This window comes from Microbacterium sp. bgisy207, assembly GCF_057706855.1.
In genome coordinates this window covers 125,343-144,364 of the sequence record NZ_JBYIPB010000005.1, presented here as the reverse complement: position 1 = coordinate 144,364, position 19,022 = coordinate 125,343, and the positions used below count along the sequence as shown (strand labels likewise).

Annotated in this window: 19 protein-coding genes; 3 read left to right on the top strand and 16 right to left on the bottom strand. The window is 67.5% G+C overall.

Annotation, left to right across the window (positions count from 1 at the left end; genetic code table 11):
* Positions 1-9 precede the first annotated feature (9 nt).
* Positions 10-1,404, bottom strand: a complete 1,395-nt coding sequence (locus AC3ENO_RS06355) for a dipeptidase (protein ID WP_434969781.1) — start codon at positions 1,402-1,404, stop codon at positions 10-12.
* 46 nt (positions 1,405-1,450) lie between these two features.
* On the opposite strand from AC3ENO_RS06355, the gene AC3ENO_RS06350 reads away from it, so the two are divergent.
* Entirely contained in the window at positions 1,451-2,014 is a 564-nt protein-coding gene (locus AC3ENO_RS06350) for a DUF3043 domain-containing protein (protein ID WP_434969779.1), read from the top strand.
* Between the two features lie 107 nt (positions 2,015-2,121).
* On the opposite strand, the gene AC3ENO_RS06345 is transcribed toward AC3ENO_RS06350, so the two are convergent.
* The 8 genes from AC3ENO_RS06345 to dnaE form a co-directional block, all read right to left on the bottom strand.
* Positions 2,122-3,153, bottom strand: coding sequence for an alanine racemase (locus AC3ENO_RS06345; protein ID WP_434969778.1), 1,032 nt, complete (start codon positions 3,151-3,153; stop codon positions 2,122-2,124).
* Positions 3,150-3,863 carry an alanine racemase gene (locus AC3ENO_RS06340; RefSeq protein WP_434969777.1) on the bottom strand — a complete coding sequence of 238 codons (714 nt, stop codon included), beginning with the start codon at positions 3,861-3,863 and terminating at the stop codon, positions 3,150-3,152. The genes AC3ENO_RS06345 and AC3ENO_RS06340 overlap by 4 nt, the downstream gene beginning before the upstream one ends.
* On the bottom strand, positions 3,860-4,885 hold the full coding sequence (locus AC3ENO_RS06335; protein ID WP_434969775.1) for a sugar-transfer associated ATP-grasp domain-containing protein: 1,026 nt from the start codon (positions 4,883-4,885) through the stop codon (positions 3,860-3,862). Before AC3ENO_RS06335 ends, AC3ENO_RS06340 begins: the two co-directional genes overlap by 4 nt.
* A 77-nt stretch (positions 4,886-4,962) precedes the next feature.
* Positions 4,963-5,943 carry a TauD/TfdA family dioxygenase gene (locus tag AC3ENO_RS06330; protein ID WP_434969773.1) on the bottom strand — a complete coding sequence of 327 codons (981 nt, stop codon included), beginning with the start codon at positions 5,941-5,943 and terminating at the stop codon, positions 4,963-4,965.
* A 154-nt stretch (positions 5,944-6,097) separates the two neighbouring features.
* On the bottom strand, positions 6,098-7,126 hold the full coding sequence (locus AC3ENO_RS06325; RefSeq protein WP_434969772.1) for a quinone-dependent dihydroorotate dehydrogenase: 1,029 nt from the start codon (positions 7,124-7,126) through the stop codon (positions 6,098-6,100).
* 2 nt (positions 7,127-7,128) lie between these two features.
* Positions 7,129-7,602: a transcriptional regulator NrdR gene (gene nrdR, locus AC3ENO_RS06320; protein ID WP_434969770.1), complete on the bottom strand. Its 474-nt coding sequence runs from the start codon at positions 7,600-7,602 to the stop codon at positions 7,129-7,131.
* A gap of 12 nt (positions 7,603-7,614) precedes the next feature.
* Positions 7,615-8,916 carry a histidinol dehydrogenase gene (gene hisD, locus AC3ENO_RS06315; protein ID WP_434969768.1) on the bottom strand — a complete coding sequence of 434 codons (1,302 nt, stop codon included), beginning with the start codon at positions 8,914-8,916 and terminating at the stop codon, positions 7,615-7,617.
* A 51-nt stretch (positions 8,917-8,967) separates the two neighbouring features.
* Positions 8,968-12,486, bottom strand: a complete 3,519-nt coding sequence (gene dnaE, locus AC3ENO_RS06310; RefSeq protein WP_434969766.1) for a DNA polymerase III subunit alpha — start codon at positions 12,484-12,486, stop codon at positions 8,968-8,970.
* A gap of 90 nt (positions 12,487-12,576) precedes the next feature.
* Between dnaE and AC3ENO_RS06305 the strand changes: the two genes are divergently transcribed.
* Together AC3ENO_RS06305 and AC3ENO_RS06300 are read left to right on the top strand one after the other, a co-directional pair.
* On the top strand, positions 12,577-13,056 hold the full coding sequence (locus AC3ENO_RS06305; RefSeq protein ID WP_434969764.1) for an NUDIX hydrolase: 480 nt from the start codon (positions 12,577-12,579) through the stop codon (positions 13,054-13,056).
* A 72-nt stretch (positions 13,057-13,128) separates the two neighbouring features.
* Positions 13,129-13,722: a vitamin K epoxide reductase family protein gene (locus AC3ENO_RS06300; protein WP_434969763.1), complete on the top strand. Its 594-nt coding sequence runs from the start codon at positions 13,129-13,131 to the stop codon at positions 13,720-13,722.
* Positions 13,723-13,756: 34 nt separating this feature from the next.
* Here the strand turns inward: AC3ENO_RS06300 and AC3ENO_RS06295 are convergent, their stop codons facing one another.
* The 7 genes from AC3ENO_RS06295 to ftsZ all read right to left on the bottom strand — a co-directional run bounded on the left by AC3ENO_RS06295 (position 13,757) and on the right by ftsZ (position 18,870).
* A complete protein-coding gene (locus AC3ENO_RS06295) occupies positions 13,757-14,686 on the bottom strand; it encodes an RluA family pseudouridine synthase (protein ID WP_434969762.1) in 930 nt (309 codons plus the stop codon).
* Positions 14,687-14,755: 69 nt separating this feature from the next.
* On the bottom strand, positions 14,756-15,517 hold the full coding sequence (lspA, locus tag AC3ENO_RS06290; RefSeq protein ID WP_434969761.1) for a signal peptidase II: 762 nt from the start codon (positions 15,515-15,517) through the stop codon (positions 14,756-14,758).
* Between the two features lie 8 nt (positions 15,518-15,525).
* Positions 15,526-16,110 carry a DivIVA domain-containing protein gene (locus AC3ENO_RS06285; protein ID WP_434969760.1) on the bottom strand — a complete coding sequence of 195 codons (585 nt, stop codon included), beginning with the start codon at positions 16,108-16,110 and terminating at the stop codon, positions 15,526-15,528.
* 97 nt (positions 16,111-16,207) lie between these two features.
* Complete coding sequence (locus tag AC3ENO_RS06280) at positions 16,208-16,507, bottom strand: YggT family protein (protein WP_434969759.1); 300 nt, start codon at positions 16,505-16,507, stop codon at positions 16,208-16,210.
* Positions 16,508-16,510: 3 nt separating this feature from the next.
* Positions 16,511-16,975: a cell division protein SepF gene (locus AC3ENO_RS06275; protein WP_434969758.1), complete on the bottom strand. Its 465-nt coding sequence runs from the start codon at positions 16,973-16,975 to the stop codon at positions 16,511-16,513.
* A gap of 31 nt (positions 16,976-17,006) precedes the next feature.
* The gene (locus tag AC3ENO_RS06270; RefSeq protein ID WP_434969757.1) at positions 17,007-17,696 is read right to left on the bottom strand and encodes a YggS family pyridoxal phosphate-dependent enzyme; all 690 of its coding nucleotides are present in this window, start codon (positions 17,694-17,696) and stop codon (positions 17,007-17,009) included.
* A gap of 43 nt (positions 17,697-17,739) precedes the next feature.
* Positions 17,740-18,870: a cell division protein FtsZ gene (gene ftsZ / locus AC3ENO_RS06265; RefSeq protein ID WP_434969756.1), complete on the bottom strand. Its 1,131-nt coding sequence runs from the start codon at positions 18,868-18,870 to the stop codon at positions 17,740-17,742.
* Between the last annotated feature and the right edge of the window lie 152 nt (positions 18,871-19,022).

Below are 19,022 nucleotides of genomic sequence, written 5' to 3'. Positions count from 1 at the left end.
GCCTCCGAATCAGAGGGTGCGCGCGTCCAGCTTCGCCAGCAGAAGGGCTTCCGAGATCAGCGCGTTACGGAAGGTGTCGAGGTGCAGGGACTCGTTGGGGCTGTGAGCGCGAGAGTGCGGATCCTCGACTCCCGTGACGAGGATCTGCGCTCCCGGGAACTCCCGCACGAGGTCGGCGATGAACGGGATCGACCCACCGACGCCGATATCGACCGGTTCGACCCCGTACCCCTCGGTGAGCGCCTCACGCACGTCCTGCACCGCCCACCCGGAGGTGTCGACGAGGAACGGGTCGCCCAGGTCGACATCGAAGAACTCCACCTGCGCGCCGAACGGCGCGTGAGCGCGAAGGTGCGCCTCCAACGCCGCGTAGGCATCGGCGGCCGACTGACCGGGCGCCACACGCGCGCTGATGACGACAGTCACCTCCGGGGCGAGTGTGTTCGACGCCGATGCCACGTCGGTGGCGTCGATCCCGATCACGGTGATCGACGGCTCGTTCCAGATCCGACCGATGATCGATCCGCGGCCGATCGGGGCGACGCCGTCGATCAGCCCGGTCTCCGACCGCAACGTGCTCTCGCTGTACTCGGGAGTCTCCGCCTCGCGAGAGGCCAAGCCCTCCACCGCAACGGCGCCCTCGGCATCCCACAGCGTGGCAAGGAGCGTGATGGTCGCGAGCATGGCATCGGGGACCGCTCCCCCGAACATTCCCGAGTGCGATGCGTGCTCGAGGGTGCGCACGCGCATCGAGAATCGCGCATTGCCACGCAGGGAGACGGTCAGGCCCGGCGTCCGGTCGTCCCAGTTGCCGGAGTCGGCGACCACGATGACGTCGGATCTGAGCGCGTCGGCGTTGTCTCGGAGGAACTGAGCGAACGAGCGCGAGCCGTACTCCTCCTCCCCCTCGATGAACAGCGCCAGCCCCACATCGAGGTCGGGCCCGAGCGCGTCGGTGAGCGCGCGGATCGCACCGATGTGCACCATGATCCCCGCCTTGTCGTCGGCGGCGCCCCGGCCGTACAAGCGACCGTCGCGCACGGTCGGCTGGAACGGCGGTGTCTCCCAGAGCGCCTCGTCGCCCACAGGCTGTACGTCGTGGTGCGCGTACAGCAGGACTGTGGGACGTCCGTTCCGAGCGGCACGGGTGGCCAGCACGGCGGGCTGCCCGAGCTCGTCAGTGCCGGGAATCGCCGCCCGCTTCACCGTGACGGAATCGAAGACGCCCGTGCCCTCTGCCAGGGCCGCGACGGCTTCGGCGCTGCGCACCAGCTGCTGCTGGTCCATCGACGGCCACGCGATCGACGGGATCCGCACCAAATCGCCCAGATCGGCCAGCGCGCGGGGGATGCCGGCCTCGGCGGCGTCACGGACAGCATCGGAGCGGGCGGCGTTATCAGTCATGCGGGTAATCTTAAGGACTACCCGCAACGCGACACCGAGGATCATCGTGGCCAAGACCCCCGCCCCCGAGGCACCGAACGGCGCGTCGACGTCGACCGCCGGGAAAGGTCGGGCAACGCCGACCCGCGCCGAGCGGGAAGCCGCCCGCAAGCGCCCGCTCGTTCCGGATACGAAGGAAGCGAAGGCGCAGCGCAAGGCAGAACTCGCCGCCGCTCGCGAACGCGCGCGCATCGGCATGGCCAATGGCGAGCAGAAGTACCTACCGGCGCGCGATCAGGGTCCGCAACGCAAGTTCGTCCGCGACTTCGTCGACGCCGGCTGGCACCTGGGCGAGGCCGTCATGCCGGCGATGGTCGTGGTCATCATTGCGACCTTCATCCCGCTGAACTTCATCCAGTACTGGTCGTTCGTCGCCCTGTGGCTGTTCATCTTCTTCGTCATCGGCGACATGATCATCACCTCGATCCGCGTCAAGCGCGCGGTGCGCGACAAGTTCGGCGCATCCAAGGTCGAGAAGGGTCTCGGTTGGTACGCGGCGATGCGCAGTGTTCAGATGCGCTTCATGCGGCTCCCCAAGGCCCAGGTGCGACGGGGTCAGTACCCCTCCTGATCTGTGGGTTCGCTGCGCGGGGGCGTTGGGTGTAGTCCGCTCAGCTCACCGGATGCCACGCCACGACGCCCGCCGCTGCGCCCACCGCGGCCGCAGGCGCGGGGTGATCACACGTAGAGGCGCGGAACGAGCGGCGATACCCGCACGATGATCTCTTCACCGACAGTGCCGATCGCCTCGGCCAGAGTCGTCACGCTCGACTCGCCGTGGGTCCCCGGGCCGAACACGAAGACGTCCTCGCCCGGCGCGGCGCCTGGCCACGGCTCGACCACCATGCATGCCGGGCCGATCTCGCGCACGGCGCGCGGACCAGCCGCGGTTCCGACGGACATCCGACCAGCGAGCGTCGAGGGCAGCCCGTCGAGCGCCCCGTAGGCGACTTCCACCCCGGCCTCGCCCACGCCAGAGACGGTGGCGATCAGCGTCGCCGCCGGCACGATGCCGAGAAGATCGGGTCCGCCGGTCGAACGGATGCCGTAGCTGAACGCGCCGAATCGCACGAGATCGAACCGGAACTCAGGACGTGCGAATGCGGCAGCGCTGGCGGCCAGGTGCCGCACCTCGGGCCGCAGGCCGGCCTGTTCGGCGATGCGGACCGCGTCGAGAAACAGCGCCCGGGACTGGTCGTCGTCCTCGTCGCTGGTCTCGGCGATATGGCTCCACAACCCGGCGACCCGGATGTCGCCCCGCTCCTCGAGCGCTGCGGCGCGCGCCACGAACGCCGGCCAGTCCTCCGGGCGGACGCCGTTGCGGTGGAGGCCCGTGTCGACCTTCAGGTGCACCGCGGCGGCCCGCCCGGCCGAGACGACCGCGACATCCTCCAGGTAGGCAGCGTCGCCCACGCCGAGCTCGATGCCCGCATCCAGCGCAATGGCGATCTCGGGCTGGGTGATGGTCACCCAGGAGAAGATCCGCGCATCGGCGCCCGCCGCCGCCCTCGCACGAACGCCCATCGGCACGTCGAAGGCGCCGAACCAGCGCACCCCGTGTGCGGCGGCGGCCGCCACGACGCGATCGACACCGTGACCATACGCGTCGTTCTTGACCACGAGCATGTACTCCGCCGGCGCGATCCGCTCGCGCAGCACATCGATGTCTGCCAGCAGCCGCGCCAGATCGACGACCATCCGCGCGCTCACTCGACCACCTCCCGCGGCAGCCGCAGGCCCAGGGCACAGACGAGTTCGGCCGCGGTGAGCCCGCTTGCCGCCACCCATGTCGCCAATGCGGGTCCGGCCGGACCCGCACCGCCGAAGTAGACCACCTCATCACCGCGGGCGCTCTGAGCGTCACCGATGTCGACAACGCACACGTCCATCGCGACGCGCCCGACGATCGGGTGGAGCGCGCCGCGGATCTCGACGGTCGCGCGGTTGCCGAGGGACCGCGCGACGCCCTGGCCGAAACCGCCCGAGACCAGAGCGATCCGGGTGTCCTCGGGCGCGATGTGCGTGTAGTTGTACGAGACGCCCTCGCCGGCGCGCAGCGCTTTGATCGAGAGCACGGATCCGACCAGACTCATGACCGGTCGCGACACGCTGTCTCCGGCGCCGAGGGGCGAGAGCTCCACCCCCGGGAGCCCGAAGACACGTGCCGGCTCGAGGGTGACCTCGCCGCCGACAGCCGTGATCCCCGCGGCGGCAGCCGTCGGTACGGATGCCGGATCCAGCTGCGCGGCACGGATGCCGAGGGGCGCGAGCACCTCGACGACGAACCCCACACCGTGGCCGTACGCGTCGCGTCGGAGATCGGCGACAGCATCCGTTCCCCCCGTCTCGAGCGCGTGCGTCGCGCCGTCGACGAGCGCCGAACGGCTCAGCCGCACGCGCGGCCCGGTGGGACTGATCAAAAGCCCATCGCCTTCTGGTACCGCGGACGGTGGCCGGTGCGTACGCCGAGCACGCTGGGCTTGTTCTCGTAGACCCCCGTCGCCCAGTTGCCTTCGATCAGCACGGGGCCGGTGGGAGTCACCGCGACGTCCCACCCGACATACTGCACCTGCGGGACGTGGCGAGCGACCTTGTCGACGAACGCGATGACCTCGTCGAACATCGGAAGTTGGAACTCCGCGATCGGATATCCCGAGTCCGGGTGGTACTTGTGGACGTGCCCGTGCGAGTCGTACCCGTCACCCAGGGCGGCTCCGGTCTCCGGATCGAGCATCGTGTAGAACCCGCCGAAGTCCATCTGATCGGCGACCTGACCGCGACCGAACTTCTGCGCAATCGCCAGAATGTGGGTCTTCTCGCCGTCGAAGAAGGCCGCGACGCGTGTCGAGTTGACGGTGCCGGCGCAGACCGCGGCGACATCCGGATGCTGAGTGATGTTCTCTTCGATCAGCAGCTCACCCCGCGCGCGCAGTTGCGCGTGGAAGTCATCCCAGTCCTCGATCTGCGCAGAGTAGTACCGGTTGATCGCGGCGCCCGAGCGCCCGGCCTGCTTCTTCGTGATCAGCACCGGATGCGCCTGGCCGAAGGCGCGCAACTGGTCGACGTTGTCATCGTCGACCATCATCCAGTCCCGTCCCAGATACTCCGAGAAGACCCGGTCGAACTCCCACTTGTCGTAGAAGATCCCGCGGTACTCCGGGTCATCGAAGGTGTACGAGTACTTGTTCGAGTGCGGGTGGGTCATCATCGTCCGCCGCTCTCGGCGGTTCAGGATCGCGAAGTCGTAGTCGACGTAGTCCTGGAATCCCACCTGATGGAACGTCGCCTGCCAGAACATGTCCAGGACGATCAGCGGCGTCCACTTATGGAACTGGGCGGACACCTCGCGGGCGCGCTCGATGACCGAAGGCAGGTCGATGACCTTCAACCGGGCGACCATGTATCCGAAACGGGACCCCAGTCCCCGTTCCCGTGATGCCACGGCTGTCTCCTTTCTGCGGCGCTTCTCGCACGCCGGCCGGTACCCGAAGGCACCGGCCGGCGTGCGATCGGCGGATGTCAGGCGTCGACCAGTTCGTTCTCGACCACGCGGTAGTGGCGCGTGCGACGATCAGCGGAACGCCCGAGGTCATCGGTGATGATCACGCGCTGCAGCCAGCGGTCGGTGCCGTCGTAGCGAGGCTCGAACGGCGTGCGTGCGTGCATCACGCGGCGGTTGTCGAACAGGAGGATGTCGCCCGCACCCAGCGTGACGTAGATGCCTTCCTTGTCGGCACCGTCGTGGAACGCCTTCAGCGCGGCAGCCGCCTCGTCATCGCCGGCCACAGCCGCAGCGCAGTCCATGTCGATACGGACGAATCGCTTGCCGTCCTCGCCGTACAGCGCCGCGCCCTGGACACCGTCCTCGGGCCGACCGGTTCCCCCGGATGCCTTGTCGATGCCGTGCATGAAGCGCGGCTGACGCAGCACCGCTTCGTCCTCGGCCGAGAGTTCGATGCGATCGACCGGAGCGAGTGCGGTCTGCACGCGCTCGTCGCCCCTCACGCAGAACAGGCCGACGAACTGCGGGTGGGCGTCGTCGAAGGCGTCCTCCGAGTGCCAGTCGAGCAGGCTTCGGCTGCCGGTTCCGACGGCGTCGTACTCGTGCCCCGGGATCGGCGTGACGTTCTGGATGAGTGCGCCGCGGTGCTGGCGCGCGAAGGAGAAGATCTCACCGGCCACCGAGGCAAAGGCCACAAGCGCCGCCTCCGTCACGGGATCGCGGTCCTTGTTCTCGAAAGCGACGGGGTCACGCGGGCTCTCCCCCATGTCGGCCTGGTCGACCGTGAGGCCGTGGAAGAGCACTCCCCCGTCCGGAACGTCGGCGCGAGCGAACTGGCGGATGATCTCGACAGTCTCGGGGTCGGCGGCCTCGAACGCCGCCTTCGCATCGGCGAGGAGCTCTTCGAAGGCCGCATCGTCGGAGTAGATGCCGCGTCTGCCGCGGGCGACCTCCACGAAGATCGCAGCGACGTCGGGCGTGATGTGACGTTCGATCACAGGGGTTCCTTCCCACGGTGGGGTAACCGCACTGAAGCGCTCGAAGACACGAGTGCCGGTGTTGTGCTGTCGGGAGTATATCGGAGGAGCATCGCCCTCATGGGGGAGAAGTTAGGGTTTCCTAAGTCCGCGCGCACGGGTGCATCCGTCGTGCTCACTCGCGCGCGAGACCGCGAGAGATCTGCCGGGCCCACAGCGGTCCGCGGTAGAGGAATCCGGTGTATCCCTGCACGAGCGTCGCGCCGGCATGCAGCCTCTCGCGCACATCATCGGCGCTCTCGACGCCGCCCGCCGAGATGACGCAGAAGTCGTCGGGAACGAGCGATCGCACGAGTCGGAGAACCTCCAGCGCGCGCGGCGCGAGTGGCTTTCCCGACAGCCCGCCGGCACCGGCCGCGGCGATGACGGCGGGGTCGGTCACGAGCCCGAGTCCGTCACGGGCGATCGTCGTGTTCGTGGCGACGATGCCCTGCAGGCCGAGTTCGAGCGCCAGCGCGGTGACATCGCGGATGTCGTCGTCCGAGAGGTCGGGGGCGATCTTCACCAGCAGCGGGGTATCCTCCGCCGCCTCCTGAACCGCACCCAGCAGCGGTCGGAGCGATTCCGTGGCCTGGAGGCTCCGCAACCCCGGGGTGTTCGGTGAAGAGACGTTGACGACGAGGTAATCCGCGACCGGCGCGAGCAGCCGCGCACTCGTGACGTAGTCGACGACGGCGTTCTCGACATCCACGATGCGGCTCTTGCCGATGTTGACGCCCAGGACTGTGCGGTGCCGCCGGCGGCGAGCTTTCTCCAGCCGCCCCGCGGCCGCGTACGAGCCGTGGTTGTTGAAGCCCATGCGGTTGATGACTGCCCGATCCGGGATCAGGCGGAACAGGCGCGGCGTGGGGTTGCCCGTCTGCGGGATGGCGGTGAGCGTCCCGACCTCCACATGACCGAAGCCCAGCGCGTGGAGGCCGTTCACCCCCACCGCATCCTTGTCGAAGCCTGCGGCGACCCCGAACGGACTGTCGAAGGTCAGACCCAGTGCCTGGACCCGCAGGGAAGGGTCAGGACGGGTGAAGGCCCGCGCAAGCCACGACAGCGGGGGAACACCGAGGACTCGGATGACGAGCATCGCCGCATGGTGCGCTGTCTCCGGGTCCATCTTCGAGAGGAACGTGCGAAACAGCCACGGGTACATGCTTACTCCTCGAGATCGGATGCCGGGCGATGGTGATCCGCGCGCAACTGTGCGATCGCCGATTCAAAATCCTCGAGGGTTTCGAACGCCTGGTACACGCTGGCGAACCGGAGATAAGCGATCTCGTCCAGTTCTCGCAACGGACCGAGAATCGCCAGACCGATCTCATTGGTGTCGACCTGCGATGACCCCGTCTGGCGAACGGCCTCCTCGACCGTCTGGGCCAGAACCGCCAAGTCGCCCTCCGTCACGGGGCGACCCTGGCATGCCTTGCGCACGCCGGACATGACCTTTTCGCGGCTGAACGGCTCGATGACGCCGGATCGCTTGATGACGTTCAGGCTCGCGGTCTCGATCGTGGAGAATCGGCCACCGCACTCGGGGCATTGCCGACGACGACGGATGCTCAGCCCGTCGTCACTGGTCCGAGAATCGATGACGCGCGAATCGGGGTGGCGGCAGAAGGGGCAGTGCATGGCAGCCCCAGACTACGCGGTGAACCGCGCGCGGACCGCCTCCCCGTGCGCGGGGAGGACCTCCGCGTCGGCGAGAGCGACGATCGCATCGGCGACCTCGGCCAACGCCGCCTGGTCGTACTCGATGATCTGCTGCGGGCGGAGGAACGTCGAGGCCGACAGCCCCGCGGCGTAGCGCGCCTGTCCGCCGGTGGGGAGCACGTGATTGCTTCCCGCCAGGTAGTCGCCGAGGCTGACGGGCGAGTGCGCGCCGACGAAGACAGCCCCAGCGTGGACGAATCGATCCGTCATCGGGTCCGCGAGGTGAAGCTCCAGGTGTTCCGGAGCGTAGGCGTTGGAGAACTCGACCGCGTCGTCGAGGTCATCGACCAGCACGATTGCCGACTGCGGGCCGGCGAGCGCCACCGCGATGCGCTCGGCGTGGAGTGTCGTTGCGGCCCGCGCGGCGACCTCGATCTGCACCGCATCCGCCAGCGACGGCGATGTCGTGACCAGAACCGCCGATGCCTGCTCGTCGTGCTCGGCCTGGCTGATGAGATCGGCGGCGACGAGCCGCGCATCGGCGGTGTCATCGGCGACGATGAGGATCTCCGTGGCCCCGGCCTCGGAATCCGTGCCGACGCGTCCGGCGACAACGCGCTTGGCCGCCGCCACGAAATTGTTGCCGGGTCCGGTCACGACGTCCACCGCATCGAGTCCCAGACTCGGTACCCCGAATGCGAAAGCGCCGATCGCACCTGCTCCGCCCATCGCGTAGACCTCGGTCACGCCCAGCAGCCGCGCGGCCGCGAGGATCACCGGGTGCACCCTGCCGCCCTCGGATCGCTGCGGCGGAGAGGCGAGGGCGATCTGCTGGACGCCGGCCGCTTGGGCGGGCACGACGTTCATGACGACGCTCGAGGGGTAGACGGCCTTGCCGCCCGGGACGTAGACCCCGACGCGCCGGACCGGCTGCCACCGTTGGTGGATGAGGGCGCCGGGTCCCACCTTCGTCGTCGCCGGCGGGGGGACCTGAACCGCGGACGCCACCCGCACGCGGTCGATGGCGCGCTCGAGAGCCTCCCGGACGGAGGAATCGAGCCGCTCGAGGGCTTCGTCGAGGTGCTCGAGCGGCACCCGGATGTCGTGGCCGGTCACCCCGTCGAATTGCTCAGCCTGGGCGCGCAACGCGGTCTCGCCGTTCGTCGCGACGTCCTCGACGAGGCGCGCGGCGGTCTCGAGCGCCTCGGAACGGGCCGCCGTCGCACGAGGAACGGCGGCGAGCAGGTCGGCGGGCGAGAGGGCGCGCCCACGCAGGTCAAGGGTGCGAAGCATCCATCTACGGTATCGCGCCCACGACATGCTCACGCTCGAGCGAGCCAGTGATCATCCGAGGCATTGCGGCCCGAGCAGACCCTTCAGTTCCCCGTACAGATCGGCCGTGACCGTCACCGGATGCGGCACCTCGAACACCTTCGCCACGCCGCCCTTGTGCAGCCGCAGCGTCACCTCGGTGTCGCCGCGATGACGGAGCAGGCAATCGGCGAGGTCTCCGATCACGGACTCGGTGGCGCGCTGCTCGGGGATGACGAGAACCAGCGGGCCGGATGCGTCGACCGAACCGAGATCGGGCGCGAACGCCGCCTGCGCGTGCAGGTTCATGCCGTCGTCTCTGCGGGAAACGCGACCTCTCACGACGAGGATCGAGTCCGCCTGCAGCATCGACTGGAACTCGGTGTAGGTCTTCCCCATGAACATGACCGTGATCTCACCGTCGAAGTCCTCGACCGTGATCATGCCGTACGGATTGCCGCTGGACTTGGCGACGCGGTGCTGGACGCTCGTCACCAGTCCCGCGATCGTCACCTGATCCCCGTCGGCCAGATCCTCCGAGCCGAGCAGATCGTGGATGGTGATCGACGCATGCTTTGCCAGCGGGACCTCGAGTCCCGCGAGCGGATGGTCCGACACATAAAGACCGAGCATCTCGCGTTCGAACGCGAGCTTGTCCTTCTTGGTCCACTCGGGCCGCTCGGGCACCTTGCTGACCTGCTGGGGCTCGTCCTCGCCCCACAGCGAGTCGAAATCGAACCCGACCTCGCCGTTGGCCTCGCGACGCTTGTCGAGCACGGCCTGCTCGGTGGCATCCTCGTGGATTTCCATGAGGGCTCGGCGAGTGGCTCCGAGCGAATCGAACGCGCCGGCCTTGATGAGCGATTCCACCGTCCGCTTGTTCGCGACCGAGACGGGGACCCGGGCCAGGAAGTCGTGGAACGAGGCGAACGGGGCGTCCGTCCGGGCCTGGACGATCGCCTCCACCACGTTCGCCCCGACGTTGCGGACGGCTCCCAGGCCGAAGCGGATGTCATCCCCGACGGCGGCGAAGTAGCGGATCGACTCGTTGACATCCGGCGGCAGCACCCGGATGCCCATGCGGCGGCACTCATTGAGATAGACGGCCATCTTGTCTTTCGAGTCGCCGACGCTCGTGAGGAGGGCAGCCATGTACTCAGCCGGATAGTGGGCCTTCAGGTACGCCGTCCAGTACGACACGAGCCCGTAGGCGGCCGTGTGGGCTTTGTTGAAGGCGTAGTCGGCGAACGACTCGAGCACCTTCCACAGGGTCTGCTGCGCGGCATCCGAGAATCCACGCTCCGCCATTCCGCCGAAGAAGATCTCTTGTTGTTTGTCGAGCTCCGACTTCTTCTTCTTGCCCATCGCACGCCGCAGCAGGTCGGCTTGACCGAGCGTGTAGCCGGCCACGCGCTGTGCGACCGCCATCACCTGCTCCTGATAGACGATGAGGCCGTAGGTGGTGTCGAGGATGTCAGCGAGAGGTTCCTCGAGCTCCGGGTGGATCGGCTCGATCTCCTGCTGCCCGTTCTTTCGCAGGGCGTAGTTGATGTGGGAGTTCACCCCCATCGGCCCGGGACGGTACAGGGCGAGCACCGCGGAGATGTCCTCGAAGTTGTCGGGCTTCATCAACCGGAGGAGGGACCGCATGGGCCCGCCGTCGAGCTGGAACACGCCCAGCGTGTCCCCTCGAGCGAGCAGCTCGTAGGAGGCGCGATCGTCGAGCGCGAGATCCTCGAGGATGAGCGGCTCGCCTCGGTTGGCTTCGATGTTGTCGAGCGCATCGTTGATGATCGTGAGGTTGCGAAGCCCCAGGAAGTCCATCTTGATGAGGCCGAGGGACTCGCACGACGGGTAGTCGAACTGCGTGACGATCTGGCCGTCCTGTTCGCGACGCATGATCGGGATGATGTCGATCAGCGGCTCACTCGACATGATCACGCCCGCGGCGTGCACGCCCCACTGACGCTTGAGGTTCTCGAGACCGACAGCGGTGTCGAACACCGTCTTGGCTTCGCTGTCGGTCTCGATGAGCGTGCGGAACTCCCCTGCCTCTTTGTAGCGGGGGTGGTCTTTGTTGAACATGTCCGTCAGCGGAACGTCCTTGCCCATGACGGCGGGCGGCATCGCCTTGGTGAGGCGCTCCCCCATGCTGAAGGGGAATCCCAGAACACGACCGGCATCCTTGAGCGCCTGCTTGGCCTTGATCGTGCCGTAGGTGACGATCTGCGCGACACGGTCGTCGCCGTACTTCTCGGTGACGTACTGGATGACCTCGCCGCGACGTCGATCGTCGAAGTCGACATCGAAGTCGGGCATCGACACGCGGTCGGGGTTGAGGAACCGCTCGAAGATGAGCCCGTGCTGGAGCGGGTCGAGGTCGGTGATCCGCATGGCGTAGGCAGCCATCGACCCGGCACCGGACCCGCGGCCGGGTCCGACACGGATGCCGTTGCGCTTGGCCCAGTTGATGAAGTCGGCGACCACGAGGAAGTAGCCCGGGAAGCCCATCTGGACGATGACGCCGACTTCGTACTCGGCCTGCTTCCGGACCTCATCGGGGATGCCGGCTGGGTAGCGCTCGTGCAGACCGGCCTCGACTTCTTTGACGAACCAGCTCTCCTCTGTTTCACCGTCGGGAACCGGGAACCGCGGCATGTAGTTCGCGCTGGTGTTGAACTCGACCTCGCAGCGCTCCGCGATCAGCAGCGTGTTGTCGCACGCCTCGGGGTGCTGCCGGAAGATCTGGCGCATCTCGGCGGGCGTGCGGATGTAGTAGCCATCGCCGTCGAACTTGAAGCGCTTGGGGTCGTCGAGGGTGGAGCCGGACTGAACGCACAGCAGGGCGGCATGGCTGTTCGCGTCGTGCTGGTGCGTGTAGTGCGAGTCGTTGGTTGCCAGCAGCGGGATGTCGAGGTCTTTCGCGATGCGCAGCAGGTCGGTCATGACACGGCGCTCGATGTCGAGGCCGTGGTCCATGATCTCGGCGAAGTAGTTCTCCTTGCCGAAGATGTCTTGGAACTCCGCCGCCGCGGCGCGCGCGGCGTCGTACTGACCAAGACGCAAGCGGGTTTGGACCTCGCCGGACGGGCATCCGGTCGTCGCGATCAGACCCTTCGAGTAGGTCTCCAGGAGTTCGCGGTCCATGCGCGGCTTGAAGTAGTAGCCCTCCATCGAGGCCAACGAGGACAGCCGGAAGAGGTTGTGCATGCCCTCGGTCGTCTCGGACAGCAGCGTCATGTGCGTATAGGCACCCGATCCCGAGACGTCGTCGTCGCTCTGCTCGGGCGATCCCCATCGAACACGCGACTTCTCCGAACGGTGGGTACCTGGGGTCACGTACGCTTCGATCCCGATGATCGGCTTGATGCCGGCATCCTTCGCCGCCTTGTAGAACTCGAACGCCGCGAAGGTGTTGCCGTGGTCGGTGACGGCGATCGCCGGAGATCCTTGCGCTGCCGCTTCCTGCACCATGGCCCCGATGCGCGCCGCCCCATCGAGCATCGAATACTCGCTGTGCACGTGCAGGTGGACGAAGGAGTCGGACGCCATGCCGAGAGTCTACGTTCGGCATCCGACACGCTCATCCCGGCCCGCCGCGGGTCGGGATGCCGAGTCGACGTGGGCGGATACGGTGGGTGCGTGCCCACCCCGGACTTCATTCTCGAGCTGCGCCGATTCGTCGGCACCCGACCGCTTCCGCTCGTCGGCGTGACCGCCGTCATCATCCGAGGGGGCGACGTGCTGCTGGGGCGACGCAGCGACAACGGTGCCCTCACGCCGATCACCGGCATCGTCGATCCGGGCGAGGAACCGGCCGATGCCGCGGTCCGTGAGGCCGCCGAAGAGGCCGGTGTCGTCATCCGGGCCGACCGACTGGCCTGGGTGCATCAGATCCCCCGGATCACGTACGCCAACGGCGACCAGAGCGACTACCTTGATCTCACCTTCCGGTGCAGCTGGATCTCGGGCGAGCCGTTCCCCGTCGACGGTGAGATGACCGAGGTCGGCTGGTATCCCCACGACCGCCTCGACGAGGTCGGCGACCAGATGCGCGCACGTATCGCCGCTGCCCTTCCCCCGCACGGAGAGGCCCGGTTCCTGACCGGCGGGACGGCCTGACGGCAGCCGTCCGCACGATTTGTTCCGGTCCTCGGGAACCCTGGGCGCGAGAAGACTCCGGACAATTGCTGCGTGGCCCTGCATCGACCCACCGCTGCCCTCGCCGTGCTCTGGATCGTCAGCGGCGTGCTCGGCGGCACCGTCGCGTTCCTGCTGTACCTCGAGTACATCGGGCAGCTGACCGGCAGCGACCCGATCGTCTCGTGCCAGTGGGGCGTTCTGGTCACCTGCGGACCGAATCTGCTCTCGCCCGGGGGGAACATCCTCGGCTTCAGCAACTCGATCGCCGGGATGGTGCTGTTCGCGGGTCCCGTCTACGCCGGCGTCAGCGCTCTGGCCTCACCCGCAGGTCTCCGTCGCTGGTACTGGCGGACCTTCGGGATCTTCGTCGCCGGAGCCTTCGTCCTCGTGCACTACTTCGCGATCCAGAGCATCTTCGTCTACCGGTCGCTGTGCCCGTGGTGCATGATCATCTGGCTCGTCACGATCCCGCTGTTCTGGTACACGACCGGCTGGATGCTTCGCGAAGGCGTCTGGACCGAAGCGGTACCCGTCCGACGCGCGGGCCGAGCCCTCTCCACCTGGGCGCCGCTGGTGACCGTTCTGGACTACGCCCTCATCGCGGTGACGGCGCAGCTGAGGTTGGATCTGCTGGCAAGCTTCTGAGCCGCATCGCCGCGGTGCGGTGGCGATGGCGGCCTCACGCGGATTCCCCACCCCGCACGATCTCCAGCGCCCGAGCAAGATCGGGCGCGTACGAGGACTCGAACGACACCCACTCGCCTGAACCGGGATGCGTGAAGGCGAGCGTGCGCGCGTGAAGCCACTGGCGTGTCAGGCCGAGGCGTTCCGACACCGTCGGATCGGCGCCGTAGAGGGGGTCGCCCACGCACGGATGCCGGTGTGCGGCCATGTGCACCCGGATCTGGTGGGTGCGACCCGTCTCCAGATGGATCTCCAGGAGCGAGGCACCCCGGAACGCCTCGATCGTCTCGTAGTGGGTGATCGACGGCTTCCCGTCCGGGGTCACGGCGAATTTCCAGGAGTGCGACGGATGCCGTCCGATAGGCGCGTCGATCGTTCCGGCGAGGGGATCCGGGTGCCCCTGGACGAGCGCGTGGTAGATCTTCTCGACGGTGCGGTCTTTGAATGCCGCCTTGAGGACCCCGTAGGCGCGCTCGGACTTGGCGACGACCATGAGGCCGGTCGTTCCGACATCCAGGCGGTGGACGACACCCTGCCGTTCGGGAGCACCGCTGGTCGCGATGCGAAACCCCGCCGCCGCAAGGGCACCGAGCACGGTCGGCCCCTCCCACCCCACGGAGGGGTGAGCGGCGACGCCGGCGGGTTTGTCGACGACCACGATGTCATCGTCGTCATGCACGATCCCGAGGTCTGGCACCGCGACCGGGACGATCTCGGGTTCGCGCCTGTCTGTCCACACGATCTCGAGGATGCTGCCCGCTGTCAGCCGATCGGACTTGCTGAGCGGGCGACCGGCCTCGCTGACCCCGCCGGCTTCGGCCACTTCGGCGGCGAAGGTGCGCGAGAACCCGAGCATCTTGGCGACACCGGCATCCACGCGGGCGCCGTCGAGCCCATCGGGCACGGGAAGCATCCGGGCCGGCATGTCAGCTCTTCTCTCGCCGACGAGGCGCCTGTACCGCTACGGAACGGGTTGGTCTCGACCGGGGGCGACTCACGAGTTGTGGCGGCGCGCTTCTTCGTCCGCGATCCGGTCCGCCTCCCGGGCGACGGCCTCCTGCTCGGCCTCGCTCAGCGGGGGCAGGCCGATCTCGTCACGCGGAACACCGGCGTTCGGGTCGGCGACGGGGAACTCGGAATCGAATCCGCCTGCGACACCGCCGCCAGGCGGAAACTCGTCCCCGGCGGCGCCGAGGATGGTCTCGTCGGCGGATGCCTCGGTCTCACCGTGATGGTGCCGCTTGCCGTCCATCTGTACTCCTACGATCACGAGCAGTGCCACGCCGATCATCATCGTGACGATGAAGATGTCGGCCACGTTGTAGATGGCCGGGCTCATCCAGAACCACATCCAGGGCGTGTTGATGAAGTCTACGACGTGCCCCACAGGGAAACCGGGCTCGCGGAACAGCCGGTCAGTGAGATTGCCCAGCACGCCGCCCAGCAGCAGCCCGAGGACCACAGCCCACAAGCGCGATTGCACCCTCGTGATGGCAAACCAGACGATGACCCCGGCGACGACGGCGAGGGCGATCGTGAAGATCCAGGTGAAGCCTTCGCCGAGCGAGAATGCCGCGCCCGGGTTCTTGACCAGGTAGAACTGCAGGAACTCGCCCCACACCGGAACCGGTTGCTCCAGCGGCAGGTTCGTCAGCGCAAGGTGCTTCGTGAACTGATCGGCGGCCAGCACCACAATCGCGAGGACCGCGATCGTGATGCCGGCCGCCGAGTGGCGCAAGGGAGGCCGGGACGCCAAGAGCGTCCTCAGTTCGTGATGTTCGCGACCGACGCGCTGTCGGTCGAAGAGGAGTCGAGGTCCTTGAGGTGGCCCTCGATGAAGTTGCGAAGCTGCGAGCGGTAGTCACGCTCGAACTCGCGCAGCTCACTGATGCGAGCATCCAGTTCGGCCTTCTTGGCCTCCATGCGGGCGATCTCGTCGCGGCCGCGCGTCTCTGCGTCGGAGATGATCGAGGCGGCCTGGGCCTGTGCCTCGGCGATGAGCTGGTCGTGACGCGCCTGACCTTCTGCGACGTGCTCGTCGTGCAGGCGCTGAGCCAGCTCGAGCAGGCCGGCGCTAGCCACCGTCGGAAGAGGCGTACCTGCGGGCGCAGCCGGGGCCGGTGCGGGCGCGGACTCCTCCGCGGGAGCCTCGGGAGCAGCCGGCGCCGCCGGGGCGCCCGCCTCGAGCTCAGCGATCCGCGCCTTCAGCTCCTCGTTCTCAGCGAGAGTCTTGCGCCACTCGACCACGATCTCGTCGAGGAAGTCGTCGACCTCGTCGGGATCGAACCCTTCCTTGAACCGGACGTGCTGGAACTGCTTGGTGACGACGTCATCCGGAGTCAGTGGCATTTCTTCCCTCTTTCGTTCGCCCGGGCACTGGTCGAGCGTGCGTTGCGACCCGCGTTTGTGGGCGGTTGATAACAGCAAAGCATAGTCGTGGTGGCATTCACGCCGCGAAGGCGCGTGTCACCGACAGCAGAATGAAGCACGAGAGCATCGTGAGCGCGAAGGCGAAGTCGATGGCGATGTTGCCGATACGCAGCGGCGGAATGAACCGACGGAGGAAACGGATCGGAGGATCCGTTGCGGTGTACACACCTTCCGCGACGACGAGCATCGCACCGCGCGGACGCCACTCACGATCGAAGATGGGGATCCACTCGAAGATGAGTCGAGCCAGCAGCACGAGGATGTAGATGAGAAGTGCCGCGTTGAGGATTCCGGCGACGATCTGAATGACGTTCACGTATCAAGTCTGAGGGAAAGGAACCGCCTCTGGATCCGCCTGCGCCACGGCGCCCTCGCCGGAGACCGCGACGTTCTCCGGCGACAGGAGAAACACCTTGCTCGTCACACGCTCGATGCGACCGTAGAGCCCCAGCGACAGCCCGCTCGCGAAGTCGATCAGACGGCGCGCGTCGGCGTCGCTCATCTGTGAGAGGTTGATGATGACCGGCACTCCCTCGCGGAAGCTCTCGGCGATCACCTGAGCGTCGCGGTACTGCTTCGGGTGCACCGTGACGATCTCGTTCAGCGCGCCGACGGCAGGCTGACGCACAACTGCCGGGCGGTGGATCGGGGTCACCGGAGCGGCCTTCTCGACGGACGTCGAGGCGGACTTGCGCGTCGGCGCCGGCGCAGGCGTCTCGTCGTAGACCTCCTCCTCGTCGGCGAGGCCCAGGTAGACCATGGTCTTCTTCAAGGGGTTCGACATCGCATCCTCCGTTTGCTCGTCTGGTCCGAGGTTAACCGCGGACAGGGCGCGGACCCGTGATTGCCGTACCGATGCGCAGGTGTGTCGCGCCGGCCCGGATGGCGGCTTCGAAGTCTCCGGTCATGCCCGCCGAGATCCACGTGGCGTCGGGAACGACCCGCCGCACGGTTTCGGCATGGCCTGCGAGGCGCTCGAACGCCGCGGCCGGTTCTTCGCCCAGCGGCGCGACCGCCATCACTCCCCGCACGCGCAGCCCACGGCATCCGGCTGCGTGTTCCGCGAGGGCCAGGAGCCGCTCCGGGGCGACACCTCCCCGTCCGGGGTCATCGGTGAGGTTCACCTGAATCAGGACATCCCGCGGCTCCTCGTCGGCCGCATCCAGCGCAACGGCGAGCTTCTCCCGATCGAGCGAGTGGATGACGGAGGCCACACGGCGAACCGCGCGAGCCTTGTTCGTCTGCAGCTGCCCGACGAAGTGCCACCGCAGGTCCGGCGTCTGGCCGACCTCGGTGACCTTCTCCAGCACCTCCTGCGCGCGGTTCTCCCCCACATCCCGCACACCGAGCGCGTAGAGCTCGTTGATCAGCGACGCCGGATGGAACTTCGTGACGACGATCCGCGTGATCTCGTCCGGCGATCGACCGGCCTCGCGCGCCGCTGCGGCAATGCGTTGGTCGATCGCGGCCACGCGCTCCGCCAGGGACGCGGACGGCGTGGTCATCGCAGTCGTCCCGCCACGCACACGCGGTCGGCTCTCGAAGACGTCACTTCAGGAAGTCGGGGATGTCGAGATCGTCGTCTCCGAACGCCGAGTCGAACGCGGCATCCGAAATCGAGGGCACAGGGGCGAGCTTCTCGGGACGCTTCGGCTCCTCGTCCGATTGTGCGGGGGCCGGCTCGGCGGGTTCCCGGCGGAGCACGGGCGCAGCGTCAGGTCGCGTCTGAGGTTCGCCACCGTCGAAGCCGGCGGCGATGACGGTCACGCGGACCTCGTCGCCGAGCGTGTCGTCGATGACCGTTCCGAAGATGATGTTCGCCTCGGGGTGCGCAGCCTCCTTGACCAGCTGCGCCGCATCGTTGATCTCGAAGATGCCGAGATTCGACCCGCCCTGGATCGACAGCAGCACCCCATGGGCCCCTTCGATGGATGCCTCCAGCAGCGGCGACTCGACGGCCAGCTCTGCTGCCTTGATCGCCCGGTCCGCGCCTCGCGCCGACCCGATCCCCATGAGCGCGGAGCCCGCGCCCTGCATGACCGACTTCACGTCGGCGAAGTCGAGATTGATCAGGCCCGGCGTCGTGATGAGGTCGGTGATGCCCTGTACACCGGCCAGCAGCACCTGGTCGGCGGTGGCGAACGCCTCGATCATGGAGATTCCGCGATCGCTGATCTCGAGGAGCCGGTCATTGGGGACGACGATGAGAGTGTCGACCTCTTCCTTCAGGCGCGCCACCCCGGACTCCGCCTGGCTCTGACGACGACGACCCTCGAACGAGAAGGGCTTGGTGACGACACCGATCGTCAACGCGCCGATCGACTTGGCGATCTTGGCGACGACCGGAGCCCCACCGGTTCCCGTCCCACCGCCCTCGCCCGCCGTCACGAAGACCATGTCGGCGCCTCGGAGGGCCTCTTCGATCTCTTCGGTGTGGTCCTCTGCCGCGCGCCGGCCCACTTCGGGGTCGGCACCCGCACCCAGGCCTCGCGTGAGCTCGCGCCCTACATCCAGCTTGACGTCGGCGTCGCTCATCAGCAGGGCCTGGGCGTCCGTGTTGACAGCGATGAACTCGACCCCACGCAGGCCGAGCTCGATCATGCGGTTGACGGCGTTGACGCCTCCGCCGCCGACGCCGACCACCTTGATGACTGCAAGGTAGTTCTGGTTCTGGCTCATGCCGACTCCTGTGCTCGTGTCCTGCAACCTTCAACCTCAACTGGAGGTGTAAAGTATTGCTGGGTATGCATTTCCTAGACACGAAGCTAAGCGTCGATGTCGCCGATTCGGCGCGCGTCGGTGGCGTGTCGTCACATCACGCGTCAGCGCAC

Bases quoted from the DNA above. Each gene is read 5' to 3' on its own strand.
- nrdR (WP_434969770.1), bottom strand. From the start codon at position 7,602: ATGCACTGCCCCTTCTGCCGCCACCCCGATTCGCGCGTCATCGATTCT.
- ftsZ (WP_434969756.1), bottom strand. From the start codon at position 18,870: ATGAGCCAGAACCAGAACTACCTTGCAGTCATCAAGGTGGTCGGCGTC.
- AC3ENO_RS06325 (WP_434969772.1), bottom strand. From the start codon at position 7,126: ATGTACCCGTGGCTGTTTCGCACGTTCCTCTCGAAGATGGACCCGGAG.
- dnaE (WP_434969766.1), bottom strand. From the start codon at position 12,486: ATGGCGTCCGACTCCTTCGTCCACCTGCACGTGCACAGCGAGTATTCG.
- AC3ENO_RS06285 (WP_434969760.1), bottom strand. From the start codon at position 16,110: ATGCCACTGACTCCGGATGACGTCGTCACCAAGCAGTTCCAGCACGTC.
- AC3ENO_RS06270 (WP_434969757.1), bottom strand. From the start codon at position 17,696: ATGACCACGCCGTCCGCGTCCCTGGCGGAGCGCGTGGCCGCGATCGAC.
- AC3ENO_RS06355 (WP_434969781.1), bottom strand. From the start codon at position 1,404: ATGACTGATAACGCCGCCCGCTCCGATGCTGTCCGTGACGCCGCCGAG.
- AC3ENO_RS06275 (WP_434969758.1), bottom strand. From the start codon at position 16,975: ATGTCGAACCCCTTGAAGAAGACCATGGTCTACCTGGGCCTCGCCGAC.
- AC3ENO_RS06295 (WP_434969762.1), bottom strand. From the start codon at position 14,686: ATGCCGGCCCGGATGCTTCCCGTGCCCGATGGGCTCGACGGCGCCCGC.
- hisD (WP_434969768.1), bottom strand. From the start codon at position 8,916: ATGCTTCGCACCCTTGACCTGCGTGGGCGCGCCCTCTCGCCCGCCGAC.